At 43.1% G+C, this 13,186-nt stretch carries 10 protein-coding genes; 6 read left to right on the forward strand and 4 right to left on the reverse strand.

Annotated features, from left to right (window positions below; translation table 11 throughout):
* Positions 1 to 57: 57 nt before the first annotated feature.
* The 4 genes from ACEZ3G_RS07455 (at position 58) to ACEZ3G_RS07470 (ending at position 5,277) form a co-directional block, all read left to right on the forward strand.
* On the forward strand, positions 58 to 1,389 hold the full coding sequence (locus tag ACEZ3G_RS07455) for a DUF5689 domain-containing protein (RefSeq protein WP_432424813.1): 1,332 nt from the start codon (positions 58 to 60) through the stop codon (positions 1,387 to 1,389).
* Positions 1,390 to 1,655: 266 nt separating this feature from the next.
* Complete coding sequence (gene katG, locus ACEZ3G_RS07460; protein ID WP_432424814.1) at positions 1,656 to 3,905, forward strand: catalase/peroxidase HPI; 2,250 nt, start codon at positions 1,656 to 1,658, stop codon at positions 3,903 to 3,905.
* Positions 3,906 to 4,026: 121 nt separating this feature from the next.
* Entirely contained in the window at positions 4,027 to 4,500 is a 474-nt protein-coding gene (locus tag ACEZ3G_RS07465) for an ankyrin repeat domain-containing protein (RefSeq protein WP_432424815.1), read from the forward strand.
* Positions 4,501 to 5,277 carry an amidohydrolase gene (locus ACEZ3G_RS07470; RefSeq protein ID WP_432424816.1) on the forward strand — a complete coding sequence of 259 codons (777 nt, stop codon included), beginning with the start codon at positions 4,501 to 4,503 and terminating at the stop codon, positions 5,275 to 5,277.
* Here ACEZ3G_RS07470 and ACEZ3G_RS07475 read toward each other — a convergent pair.
* Entirely contained in the window at positions 5,261 to 6,874 is a 1,614-nt protein-coding gene (locus tag ACEZ3G_RS07475) for an Ig-like domain-containing protein (protein ID WP_432424817.1), read from the reverse strand. The two genes, ACEZ3G_RS07470 and ACEZ3G_RS07475, sit on opposite strands and share 17 nt — an antisense overlap.
* Positions 6,875 to 6,986: 112 nt before the next feature.
* The gene (locus ACEZ3G_RS07480) at positions 6,987 to 7,625 is read right to left on the reverse strand and encodes a ComF family protein (RefSeq protein ID WP_432424818.1); all 639 of its coding nucleotides are present in this window, start codon (positions 7,623 to 7,625) and stop codon (positions 6,987 to 6,989) included.
* 118 nt (positions 7,626 to 7,743) lie between these two features.
* Between ACEZ3G_RS07480 and ACEZ3G_RS07485 the strand changes: the two genes are divergently transcribed.
* Both ACEZ3G_RS07485 and ACEZ3G_RS07490 read left to right on the forward strand, forming a co-directional pair.
* Positions 7,744 to 8,640 carry a hypothetical protein gene (locus ACEZ3G_RS07485; protein WP_432424819.1) on the forward strand — a complete coding sequence of 299 codons (897 nt, stop codon included), beginning with the start codon at positions 7,744 to 7,746 and terminating at the stop codon, positions 8,638 to 8,640.
* A 38-nt stretch (positions 8,641 to 8,678) separates the two neighbouring features.
* Positions 8,679 to 10,220 (forward strand): glycine--tRNA ligase, encoded by a 1,542-nt coding sequence (locus ACEZ3G_RS07490; protein ID WP_432424820.1) that lies wholly within the window; start codon positions 8,679 to 8,681, stop codon positions 10,218 to 10,220.
* 31 nt (positions 10,221 to 10,251) lie between these two features.
* Here ACEZ3G_RS07490 and ACEZ3G_RS07495 read toward each other — a convergent pair whose 3' ends face one another.
* Together ACEZ3G_RS07495 and ACEZ3G_RS07500 are read right to left on the reverse strand one after the other, a co-directional pair.
* Positions 10,252 to 11,403: an alpha/beta hydrolase family protein gene (locus ACEZ3G_RS07495; RefSeq protein ID WP_432424821.1), complete on the reverse strand. Its 1,152-nt coding sequence runs from the start codon at positions 11,401 to 11,403 to the stop codon at positions 10,252 to 10,254.
* Positions 11,404 to 11,589: 186 nt separating this feature from the next.
* Entirely contained in the window at positions 11,590 to 13,176 is a 1,587-nt protein-coding gene (locus ACEZ3G_RS07500; RefSeq protein ID WP_432424822.1) for a M1 family metallopeptidase, read from the reverse strand.
* Positions 13,177 to 13,186: the final 10 nt, after the last annotated feature.

Consider the following 13,186-nt stretch of genomic DNA (forward strand, 5'->3'; position numbering starts at 1 on the left):
CAAGTATAAAAGAAGATGAATGATTGTTTATCCATAAAAAACAAATTGATGCCCTTAATGGCAATCTGGGTATTAATGGGCTGTGTCAAAAACCGAAACTTTGAAAACCCTGAAGAGATATGTGCTTCGAATTTGGCCGCCAATGTAACTTATGCCCAAGTCAAGGAGCTATATGTTGACAAAACCTTGCAGATCCAACACGATTTGATAATTGAGGGTTATATAATCTCTTCTGATAGATCGGGCAATTTTTTCAGTGTTTTGCACTTTCAAGATAGTCCGGTCGATCCGACTGAGGGTTTTCAGATTGAGATCGATGTTCGCGATTCGCATTTGTTCTATCCTGTGGGAAGCAAGGTTTATATAAAATTAAAGGGGCTATATCTTGGAAAGTCCAAGGATGTTTTTAAGATAGGGGGTGTCTTTTCATCTTTTGGGAATGAATCGGTTGGGCGATTGCCGGCGGCCGTTGCCGATGATCATATTTTAATGTCATGTAGTGAAAACTCGGCAATTCAACCGACACTAGTGTCATTGGATAATTTGCATGAAGACTTGACCAATACCTTGGTACAGTTCAATTCAGTGGAATTTAGCGAAGAAGATACTGGTGAGGTATTCGCCGTTAAAACTGAAGAAACCGAACGAACTTTAGTGGACTGTTACGACAACAGAATTATTTTATTGAACAGTGGGTATTCAGATTTTCGATCGGAGGTTTTGCCCGATGGAAATGGTACGATCACGGGAGTGTTATTAAGGGAAAACGACAATTTCAAACTTGTTGTTCGAGACCTCGAAGATCTTGATTTTACAGAAGATCGATGTCCAGATTTGCAAGACGAATTTACATCCTCACGAATCTTTATTTCTGAATTGGCTGACCCCGACAATAATCCAGGAGCGCGATTTGTCGAACTCTATAATTCAGATTCGGCACCTTTAAGCCTCAAAGGATGGCGTTTGAACCGCTATACGAATAGTAACACCGATATAAGTTCGACGGTTGAACTTTCGGGTTTGACAATTGCCGGCGAAAGCACTTTTGTAATTGCGCCAAATGCTGAGGAATTTGAAATGATCTATGGCTTTCCACCAGATATTGGCGTGGGGGTCAATAGTCCGGCCGATTCCAACGGAGACGATAATCTGGAGCTTGTTGACCCATTCGGAAAAGTCATTGATATATTCGGTGTAGTTGGCGAAGACGGTTCGGGTACAAATCATGAGTTTGAAGATGGCCGGGCACTGCGCAATTCAAATATTACGGAAGGTAAATCTTACTATGACTTTAGTGAATGGACGATTTTCAATGATTCGGGCGATGAAGGAACAATCAACCAACCGCAAGTCGCCCCTGATGACTACACGCCGGGAATCAAAGATTAAAGTCAATGAACAGGTAGGCTGTAAACATTCATTCAATAAAGTTCAGCAGATTTTTCAGGCAATCTGTCCACCAGTAGATAGGCTAAATTTTGCGAGATTTAACTTGAAAATGTTAAGAAAAAAGACGCCTATAACCATAAACAAAACCTATTATTTAATAATGTATTAATATTAAAAATTTATGCTATTCATCGGTTTTTTTGTACTTTTAAAGAACAGAATCTAACCGCTTATTGCGATACTGCAAGGCCTAAAAACAACACGATATGAGTAAAGAAAATCAGAACACATCTTCAGATAAAAATGCCTGGGATGTCAATGAGTCAAGTGCAAAATGCCCTTTTTTGAACGGAGAATTAAATGAAGCCGCCGGCGGAGGTACTTCGAACACCGACTGGTGGCCGAATAGACTGAACCTTAATATCTTACGACAACACTCTTCCTTAGCAGACCCGATGGACGAAAACTTCGACTACGCCAAGGAATTCAAGTCGTTGGATCTGGATGCCGTTAAGCGGGACCTTTACGATCTGATGACCGACAGCCAAGATTGGTGGCCTGCAGATTTTGGGCACTACGGCCCGTTGTTCATCCGAATGGCCTGGCATGCCGCGGGCACTTACCGCATTGCCGATGGCCGTGGTGGTGGGGGCACGGGTTCACAACGTTTTGCCCCCTTGAACAGTTGGCCCGACAATGCTAATCTTGACAAGGCCCGGTTTTTATTGTGGCCGATTAAAAAGAAATACGGAAAAAAAATATCTTGGGCCGATTTATTGATTTTGGCCGGTAATTGTGCCCATGAATCAATGGGGCTAAAAATGTTCGGTTTTGCTGGTGGTCGCGAAGATATTTGGCAACCCGAGGAGGATATATACTGGGGTTCGGAAGGTGAATGGTTAGGCAATAAGGAACGATATTCTAAAGAACGTGAGCTGGAAAATCCGCTAGGTGCCGCCCATATGGGATTGATCTACGTAAATCCCGAAGGCCCAAACGGTAATCCGGATCCCGTTGCCGCAGCCCATGACATTCGCGAGACCTTTGGCCGAATGGCGATGAACGATTACGAAACCGTCGCGCTAATCGCAGGGGGTCATACTTTTGGCAAGACCCACGGTGCCGCGTCGGGTTCTGAATATGTCGAGGCCGAACCCGAAGGTGCCTCGATAGAAATGATGGGTATGGGCTGGAAGAACAATTTTGGTACCGGAAATGGTTCAGATACGATTACAAGCGGGCTCGAAGGGGCTTGGACCAGTACACCGACCCAATGGAGCAATAGATTTTTTGAGAACCTTTTCGGCTATGAATGGGAGCTGACCAAAAGTCCGGCCGGGGCCCATCAGTGGAGGCCTAAGAACGGTGGCGGCGCAGATACCATACCTGATGCGCATAACCCTGAAAAGAAGCATGCACCATTTATGCTTACCACAGATCTTTCATTGCGAATGGATCCGGCATATGAAAAAATATCAAGACACTTTTATGAAAACCCAGATGAGTTTGCCGAGGCCTATTCTCGTGCATGGTTCAAATTGACACATAGGGATATGGGGCCGATCGCACGCTATTTAGGGCCAGAAGTGCCTCAAGAAGAATTGATTTGGCAAGACCCTATACCAGCTGTAGAACACGGGTTGATCAACGACGCCGACATAGCCGAATTGAAGAAAAGAATTCTTGCTTCCGGTCTTTCGGTATCGCAACTTGTGGCAACGGCTTGGGCCTCTGCTTCAACATTCAGAGGATCTGATAAGAGAGGTGGGGCCAATGGAGCGCGTATACGTCTCGCACCTCAAAAGAATTGGGAAGTCAATAATCCTGCTCAGTTGGACAAAGTGTTGAAGACCTATGAAGCCATTCGAAAAGAGTTCAACGAAGGTCAAGCGAACAAAAAGGTTTCAATTGCAGATTTGATCGTTCTTGGCGGAAGTGCCGGTATCGAAGAGGCCGCCAAAAATGCCGGACACGATATTACGGTGCCCTTTACACCCGGTAGGGCCGACGCATCTCAAGAACAGACCGATATCGAATCTTTTGATGCATTGGAGCCAAGGGCCGATGGATTCCGTAACTATGTGAAAGGAAAACCTGCTACTCCTGCCGAGAAAATGTTGATCGATAGAGCACAATTGTTGACCTTGACCGTGCCTGAAATGACGGTGCTGATAGGGGGGTTGCGCGTTCTCGATGTGAACCATAATCAATCACAACATGGGGTCTTTACCGATCGTACGGGGTCTTTGACCAACGATTTCTTTGTCAACTTGCTTGATTTCAATGTAAAATGGGAAGCCTCTTCAGAGTCGGAAGAAATTTTTGCAGGTCGTAGTCGGGCAACCGGAGACGTGAAATGGGCAGGTACGCGTGTCGACCTAATTTTTGGCTCGAACTCTGAACTACGGGCAATCTCAGAGGTTTATGCCTGTGATGATTCTCAAGAACGGTTCGTAAAGGACTTCGTAGCCGCTTGGACGAAAGTTATGGATCTAGATCGATTTGATTTGGCTTAATGGTTTCGATCAGGCTGAAGTAATAGCTTCAAACTGTAAAAAAAAGTTTCACTTTAAAGACCGTCATATCCTTAATCTGATGTGGCGGTTTTTTTATACATTTATGATAATGACAGCGGCAATGAACGAAACATTCTTTAATGAGATACGACAGGGCAACTTAAAGGAGGCAAGGTCCATGCTGCTCAAGAACCCATTGTTGCTAGACAGTAAGGATCAGAGGGGGTCGACCCCGTTGATATTGGCAACGTATTACGATGAGCAAGATATTGTCGATCTGTTGCTAGAGCAGGGCGCCAAGGTAGATATCAAAGATGCTTCCGGAAATACGGCATTGATGGGAGTGTGTTTCAAGGGATATACCGATATCGCGAAAAAGCTAATAGAAAATGGGGCCAATGTAAACGAGCGAAATGCTATGGGATCGACCTGTCTTATTTATTCCGTGACCTTTAATCGACCTGATATCGTCAAGTTGCTCCTTGAAAATGGAGCCGACACCACTGCAAGAGATCCCAGGGGAAATACCGCCCTAGATCATGCCAAGATTCAAGGTGTTCCAGAATTGATCTCCATACTTGAAAGTAAAAATTAGATGGCAAAAGACTTGAAAATCGCTTTGGTACAGACCTCTTTGGCATGGGAGGATCCTGAAAGGAACAGGAATCGATTTTCTAAAAAGTTAAAAGAAATATCTGAGGATGTAGACTTGGTAATCCTACCCGAAATGTTCACCACCGGATTCACAATGAATCCCAGAAATATTCATATTTCTGAAGGGCAAAAGACATTGGACTGGATGAAGGCCGAGTGTGCCAAGAAAGAAATAGCACTGGTAGGAAGCCTTCCATTTTATGAAAACGACCGCTATACGAACCGACTTTTTTTTGTGCACCCCGACGGCACCTTCGACTATTACGATAAACGCCATACCTTCACACTGGCAGGTGAAAATGAGGTCTATGGTTCAGGGGCGGTAAAATTGATCGTCGATTATAAAGGATTCAAGATTTGCCCTATGATCTGCTATGATCTGCGTTTTCCGGTATGGTCAAGAAACACCGAAGATTATGATGTTTTGATCTATGTGGCCAATTGGCCCAAACCAAGGGTAAATGCTTGGGATGCCCTTCTAAAGGCAAGGGCTATAGAGAATATGGCATATTGTATAGGTGTGAACCGAATTGGAACAGATGGGTTAAATCATGAATACAGTGGTAATTCAGCGACATATGATACCTTGGGCGATTTAATGGTCCATTCACAAGACGACGAAACTCTTTCTGTCGTTCTGAGCAAAGAACATATTGTTTCCAATAGGGGCAAACTTAAGTTTTTGGAAGACCGCGACAAGTTTACTCTATTAGGGTAAAAGTTACCGGAAACTCCCAGTTGGGCCGCATATCGATTACATCAGGGTAATAACTTACGCGCTCAGGTTGAATCTTTTTGAGATAATTTCCGGTATCCCATTTTTCGTTGGCATTGGTATCAAAGATTACCCGAATTTGATATTTGCCCGGTTCAAGGGCATCAAATGCAAATTCTTGCGGTTCGGCGGCAAAACTTTCTCTGATCGTCGTTCCCTTTTCATCGGTCAATTGAACGATGATAGGATACGTTATTGCGCCGTTTAATGTCAATTGAAGATTGCCGTAATCGGCAAGGCTCTTTGTTGAAAGGCTATAGCTCAATGTATCGTTGGTTTTGGAAAAAAAATCGGTAATCGCGTCTGGCAAGATCTGCATTTTATATATTTCATTGGGCGCCCGGGGAAAATCCACCATAACTTGATTTTCGACGCTGTCAAGGAAGATTTTGAAATTGACCGGTACGGAGTCTTTGTTCATTAAACTAAATTTTGACGTATCAATGGCCGCAATTGGGGTAGTCGCTTCAATATTGAACGGGTCATAAAAATTCAATGAACCTTGTTGGGTTGGTTTTAACCTAAGTGAGTCGAGTCCTACCTTGCGACTCTTCACGGTAAAAGTGTCGATTATTTTCTCACGTTCATTGATTACCGTAAATACTATCGAATCGGTTTCAAACGGTGTAAACCAATAATTTAGCGTGTCTTGGTCGCGCTCTTTTCTGACGGTGCTGCGAATCGTATCGGGCAATCGGGTCAAAGGTTCGATCTCAATATGCTTACCGTCGCCGTAATACCCGAAAACAATCTTGTTTTTGGCGGCAAATGAGGGAACACTTATCTTGTAATCTGGTATTTCCTTAAACAGGGTCAACAGATAGGTCGAATCGGTCGGAAGTGAAATGGTATCTGGAATGAAAGCGATCTTATCCGCATTTTGGTCAAAAATATTGTTCTTCGCCTCATCTTTAACGGCGAACATGGCATAACGGCCTTCTTTAAGGTTTCGCAAAGTGAATATTACAGTGCTGTCTAGCGTGTTGGTAATATAATTCGGAGGTTTTTGGTATAAGGTCGAATCGGTATAAGAACTGTCTATTTCATAGAGCATCACACTTATGAACTCGTCTGCCTTTTTGTTAAAGGCATCTTTTACGACTCCTGAAACTGTCAAAGAGTCGATATAATCCCCGGTTGAAAAAACATAGGTTAAAAAGCTTGCGGGATTACCTTCGTTATTGTCCACAATACTTTGCCCGAAATTGAATGTATAGGTCGTATTGGGCTTTAGGGTATCCTTGATCTTGATTTCAACGAATTTGCTCGTGCCGCCCTGTGGTGATATTTCAGGAGTGTATTGTAACGGCGGCGAAACGATAAGCTGATCTTGAATATCTACAAGTTTGATATACTCATCGAAGTATAGGCGTATTCTTTGGGCCTTGAAATTTGTGGTCATATTCTCTGGCTCGGTTCGTTCCAATTGTGGAGGGTCAACATCTTTGGGGCCTCCGGTCGGCGTGCCCCTACGGCCACATTGGTACAGGGCAAGTACGATGAAGAGTATAAAAAGTGAGGAAAAAATACGTCGCAACATCGAGAATCTATCTTATGGACAAAGTAACGATATATTTGTAAAACAGTTCGGGCAATAAAAATCAAAAACGTTAAAAATAGGGTTAAAGTGGAAGCTTGGGGGGTGTAGAATCCTACTTTTTGGTTAAGGGAACAACAGCCATACTGGCCACATAGAGCGTTAGACCATCGACCTGTTTCAAGGTTTCCCCGCAAATTTCAATCGTTGCACCCGTAGTAATTACATCATCGACCAATAAAACCTTTTTGTTTTTTAACAAGTAAGCGTCGGTGAGTTTGTATAATCCAGTGTCATCGGACCACCGCCCTAATCGGCCCTTTTTGGTCTGTGTTTTTGTATTGGCGGTCTTGATTAGAATGTTTTCCAGATATTCTGCATTTAAATGGTGGGCCAAACGCTGACCGAACTTGGTGACCTGATTATACCCTCTTTTTCTAAGTTTTTTTGGGTGTAGGGGGACCGGAATCACATACTCTATTTTTTCGAGACCCAAATCCTCCATTAAAACTTGGCCATACCAATCACCTAAAAACTTACCTATTTCTTCTTGGTTTTTATATTTTAAGTGATGTATGAGGGTTTTGACAAGGCAATTTTCAGTAAAAAACAGGAAAGAGCTTGCCTTTTTTATGTTAATTCGTCCATAAAAAGTACGGTCTACCGCATTTTCTTCGTTAAAGTTATAATCGGTGAGTGGCAAATCATTCCGACAAACGGTACAGATGAGGTACTCTCCTCTATTTAAATGCACATTACATCCAAAACATACACGGGGCAGTAGGACGGTGTTTATATCAATTAGTATATTTGAAAGTTTAGAGAGCATCGAATCTTGTGCAATATTAACCTACTAAAGCCCACTTGTTCCAATGGATGGTCAAGATAACAAATTCAACTACAAAATAATTCTTGCGGCTCTCGTGGCTGTAATAATCGGTATTTTGATCGCCTTTTATTATAGCTATGCCCAAAGCACTACCCAAATCAGCTTTTTAGAGCAAGAAAAGGAATTATTGGTCAAAGATCTTACCCTAATGCGAGGAGAGCTTGATAGGCTCGAGGTGCGCAACGAAGTAAGTGAAATCGATCTTCAAACCTCAAAGAACAGAGTTCAGCAATTATTGGATTCAGTCGGAAAATTGAATTTCACTATTGAGAAATTAAGGGAGTTCAAAGGAGAACTGAGAAGGCTTGAAGCCATAAACGATAGTTTAAAGCTCAAGAACAATTTCTTGAAATACAATAATATCGTATTGACCGAAAAGTATGAAGAAGCGAGAAAGAGAGCCGAAGAACTGCGACTTAAAAACGAAAGTATCGCCGAGAATGAGGCGGCCCAGCGAGAGCTGCGTAAAGAACTGGACAATGAGTTGAAGACAAAGACTTATTTAGAACTGAACGCACCATTGGCCAATGGCATGAGGCTTCGAAGCGGTAAACCGATTATTACGAACAAAGCGTCGAGTATCGAAAAATTGAGAGGTTGTGTCACCATTGTCGCCGATCCTTCCATAGCGAACGAACAACGCATAATCTATTTACAATTCTTAGATCCCGAAAAGCGTATAATAGAAGACAATGCCAATACCATATCGGTTAGCGGCAATATCTATAGCAAGCGGGTCGAAATTATTACGACGGGTGACGACATCGAAGTATGTGATTTTATTACCATACCCGAAGGATCCTTGAAGTCGGGCAACTACACTTTGAACATCTTTGAAAACGAGCGATTGCTTTCCTCGACCGGATTTGATCTAAAATAAATTAAAGATTTTTTGGAGTAATATTCTATTTTTGCCGAATGGCAAAACAAGAGGATGATTTCAAGAAGGTAATTTCGCATGCCAAGGAGTACGGTTATGTATTTCAGTCAAGTGAGATTTACGATGGCCTTAGTGCCGTATATGACTACGGACAGAACGGCGCAGAGCTTAAAAAGAACATTCGCGAATATTGGTGGCGGGCCATGGTGCAGCTCAATGATAATATTGTCGGTATCGATGCCGCCATATTTATGCATCCGACCACTTGGAAAGCCTCAGGTCATGTCGATGCCTTTAACGACCCCTTGATAGACAACAAAGATTCTAAAAAAAGGTATCGCGCCGATGTTCTGGTCGAAGACCATGTGGCCAAGATCGAGGCGAAAATAGAAAAAGAAGTAGCCAAGGCCGCAAAACGCTTTGGCGAAGCTTTTGACAAAGACCAGTTTCTTGAAACGAACCAGCGCGTGTTGGAATATCGGGAAGAAGGCCGAACTATTCTTAAAAGATTGGGAAGGTCATTGGAAAAAGAAGACCTCGCCGATGTCAAAAAACTGATAGAAGAACTACAAATTGCATGTCCTATGTCGGGATCCCGTAACTGGACCGACGTCAAGCAATTTAATCTAATGTTCGGCACAAAACTGGGTGCCTCGGCCGAGAACGCGACCGATTTGTTTTTACGCCCTGAAACGGCCCAAGGTATTTTTGTCAATTTTCTAAACGTGCAAAAGACCGGGCGCTTGAAAATTCCTTTTGGCATTGCACAGATCGGCAAGGCCTTTCGAAATGAGATCGTTGCGCGTCAATTCATCTTTCGTATGCGTGAATTCGAGCAGATGGAAATGCAGTTCTTCATTCAACCGGGCACTCAAAAAGAATGGTACGAAAAATGGAAAGAAACTCGTATGAAATGGCACTTGTCGTTGGGAATGGGTGAAGAAAATTACCGTTTTCACGACCACGAGAAGCTCGCGCACTATGCCGATGCCGCCGCTGACATTGAATTCCGATTTCCTTTTGGGTTCAAAGAGTTGGAGGGAATACACTCGCGTACCGACTTCGATTTGGGCAACCACGAAAAATATTCAGGGAAGAAACTCCAATATTTTGACCATGAAACCAATAAGAACTATGTTCCTTATGTCGTTGAAACCTCTATCGGACTTGACCGGATGTTCTTGGCCGTCTTTTCAAATGCGTTACAGGAAGAAGAGTTGGAAAATGGTACTTTCAGAACGGTTTTGAAGCTTCCGCCAGTTTTGGCCCCCACAAAAGCGGCGGTACTTCCGTTGGTCAAAAAGGACGGGCTACCTGAAGTTGCAAAAGAAATTATCGATGACCTGAAATGGGACTTCAATGTGCTCTATGACGAAAAGGATGCCGTCGGGCGCCGCTATAGAAGACAAGATGCCAACGGAACGCCGTTTTGTATCACCGTTGACCACCAGACCCTGGAAGATCAAACGGTTACCATTCGTCATAGGGACTCCATGGAGCAGGAACGGGTGGCTATTTCCGAATTGAACGGAATCATACACGAAGCTGTCGATATGAAGGAATGGCTAAAAAAGATTTAGTCTAAAAGATCCTTAAAACCGAAGGACCCAATTACTGCCCAATACCCAAATACTCCATTACGGCTTGATTCCCCAGCAAACGATCGGTAGGTTTGGAGGAATGGAACACTTTTAATTCTTCTTCGGATAAAAGGGTGACAAAATCTTCGTTATACCCATCATCATAAGGCGTTTGAAAATTCAATTGAAGGTGATGTCCCAAGAAATTATAGGCGGCTGCTCTTTTAGAAAACCCATAATCGTGCCTCTCCAAAGGCAAATGCACATTTTCCACCCTATTTTCACCATTGTAAAGGGCATACACTTTTTGAATATAGGGGTATTCTATGCGGGGTACATTTCTTGTCCAATCATCGCCATCGGATATCAGTAGCAAAGGCCGTGGTGCAAATAGGGCGGCGATTTCGGCATTGTTCGTCTGATGGTCGGTACTTTTGTGTATGGGCATTCCACTTTCACAAATACATCCTCCGAAAAAATGGGCGGAGACTTGCACAACGGGAGCCGACACTCGAATACGGTCGTCTATGGCCGATAGCATAAAGGTCTGCGTACCGCCCCCAGACTCACCTGTCATGCCGATGCGTTGCGGGTCGACATCGGGCCTTGACAATAAATACTCCAAAACACGTTTGCTGTTAAAAGTTTGAAGCAAAAGGGCAATTGGCATTTTGTGATCTACCTGATCATTCTCCCCATAACCTATCATATCATACGTAAAAACGATGGCCCCCATTCTTGCCAGCACTGCACTTCTTGTTTGTGCCGATTTTGAAAAGCGTGGATTTTGTCCGTGGCCGTGGGCATTCAGTATGGCGGCATATTTTTCACTTTCCGTGGTTGGTCTGTACAGGTTGCCCGTAATATAAAAACCGGGAAAGCTCTCAATGGCGATATTCTCGACAATATAGCCGTCCATATTACGGGTATTGTTGATGATCGTATTAAAATTTCCTTTGATATCGGGCATCTTTTCAAGTTGCATGCCCTCGATAATTCCTTTTTTTATTCTTTGGGCCCGTTTTTCCCATGAAGCCCTGTCATTCCATTCCTTTTCGAATTGTTTCATGGCGACGACCGCTTCATCTTCCGTCCAATAAGCTCCTTGACAGAGCATCGAATCTTGTGAACGCCCATAGAAGCAACAAAAAATGAATAAAATTACAAGCGTAAATTGTTTCATGACCTCATGTTTTCCTGGTGATATGACAAAACCCTTTTAAATATAAAGCATTCCTGCATGATTTTGTTTGAGCGGGATCCCTAATTTCAAACTCCTATATTGTGATTCGAGAGATTCCTCGAATAGAAATTGTGGTTCGGTACTAGCGAAGTCCTTTAAATTAGTTACTGAAGGAGGTGATTTTTCTCATTTTTCTTCAAAAAGTAACCAAACATTAGGATCTAGAATTACATCGGTCGGTTTTGAATCGACCTTGATTTCATAGGTTTTTGATGCCCCGTTTACCTCGACCAGCTCTATTTTCATTGCTTCTCCATTTTGGATTCCGATTTCCAATGGAAAGTCAAAAATATGGTGGCCTTGAACCTGGTCGATAGTAATCACTAATTTCCCTTTTCGATAGTTCCAGTTCCATTTTAGTACAGGATGCCCCTTGGTAAATATCCATTGGCTAAAGAAATTGGCAAGATTCTTGCCTGATACCGATTCCATTACCGCCTGAAAATCTTTGGTAAGTGCATTTGAATTTTCGTAGGTCTCATAATATGTTCTGATTCCTTTCCAGAAAATATCATCTCCCAATTGATGACGTAACATGTTGAGTACCCAGCCGCCTTTTTGGTACGTATTAGTACTTAAGACTTTCAAAGGGTCTATTATCGAGTTATCGACAACCGGGGCAGGGTTCTTCGCATAATATTCGATGGTTTGTTTTCTATCCAATACCAATTCTTCCTTCCTTTTTTCATCACCATATGTGTTTTCCAAATAAAGAATGGAAAAGTAGGTCGCAAAGCCTTCACTTAGCCAAACATGGTTCCAATTGGCCTCGGAAGCAGAGTTTCCGAACCATTGATGTGCAATTTCATGGGCGATTAGACCTTCGACCTCGTTCTTTCCTGTAACGGAGTTTTCGAAGTAAGAAATCGTGCCGGCATTTTCCAATCCGCCCCATTGTGTCTTTGCCTGCATATTGGCAAGCTTGGCATAGGCATATGGCCCGATATGGTCTACAAAATAGTCCATGACGTCGGTCGAAACGGCATAATCGGAAAAACCATCAAGTCGATTTTCAGGATATACCCAAGCTGTAACGGGAATATCACCGACCATACCCAATAATTTGCTGGCGAATTTTGTCACACCGATAGTGACCACCTTCATGGCTACCGGTGCCGGTTCTCTGTATGTTGTCAGCTTGAAACCATTGTTGAGGTTACTTTCCTCAATTTTCTCGCCAGTGGCCACGACGTCGTAATGATCAGGTGCCGTAATCCTAAACTCTACCGCCGCTTTATCGTAAGGATGATCGACACAGGGAAGCCAGTGCCTGGCCAAATTGGGCCAATTGTCCCCGAAAAACGAACGTTGCCCAAATTTTGTCGTGTCGATAACCAAGCCCCTTTCTGGAACGCCGTGATAACGAATACTGAATGTTTTGGTTTTTGGGCCATTGAATTTGGGCCGTATTATGATTTTATCGTTAGCGTAACGGTATTCGGTGATGGTGCTGTCTTCAAGAACCTCTATCACTTCCATACCATGTTCTCCTGATTTACCGATAAGATCGAGACTAAAATGCTCGACTTTATCCTTGAAATCGACGGTGATCAAGGCCTCGCCTTCAATTTCATTGTCTTCATCGTTTAAATGGAGATTGAAAACGTAATTTCGGACATCGATTGATAGATTTTTGGGATAGCTATCCTGGGCATGGCTCGAAGTGACCAGCATACCTGCCATCATAAAAAGGAATAGGATTTTTTTCAACATCGATTAAACG

It is taken from the genome of Meishania litoralis (assembly GCF_042611095.1).
Lineage (GTDB): Bacteria > Bacteroidota > Bacteroidia > Flavobacteriales > Flavobacteriaceae > Meishania > Meishania litoralis.

Bases quoted from the DNA above. Each gene is read 5' to 3' on its own strand.
- ACEZ3G_RS07455 (WP_432424813.1), top strand. From the start codon at position 58: ATGGCAATCTGGGTATTAATGGGCTGTGTCAAAAACCGAAACTTTGAA.
- katG (WP_432424814.1), top strand. From the start codon at position 1,656: ATGAGTAAAGAAAATCAGAACACATCTTCAGATAAAAATGCCTGGGAT.
- ACEZ3G_RS07465 (WP_432424815.1), top strand. From the start codon at position 4,027: ATGAACGAAACATTCTTTAATGAGATACGACAGGGCAACTTAAAGGAG.
- ACEZ3G_RS07470 (WP_432424816.1), top strand. From the start codon at position 4,501: ATGGCAAAAGACTTGAAAATCGCTTTGGTACAGACCTCTTTGGCATGG.
- ACEZ3G_RS07475 (WP_432424817.1), bottom strand. From the start codon at position 6,874: ATGTTGCGACGTATTTTTTCCTCACTTTTTATACTCTTCATCGTACTT.
- ACEZ3G_RS07485 (WP_432424819.1), top strand. From the start codon at position 7,744: ATGGATGGTCAAGATAACAAATTCAACTACAAAATAATTCTTGCGGCT.
- ACEZ3G_RS07490 (WP_432424820.1), top strand. From the start codon at position 8,679: ATGGCAAAACAAGAGGATGATTTCAAGAAGGTAATTTCGCATGCCAAG.
- ACEZ3G_RS07495 (WP_432424821.1), bottom strand. From the start codon at position 11,403: ATGAAACAATTTACGCTTGTAATTTTATTCATTTTTTGTTGCTTCTAT.
- ACEZ3G_RS07500 (WP_432424822.1), bottom strand. From the start codon at position 13,176: ATGTTGAAAAAAATCCTATTCCTTTTTATGATGGCAGGTATGCTGGTC.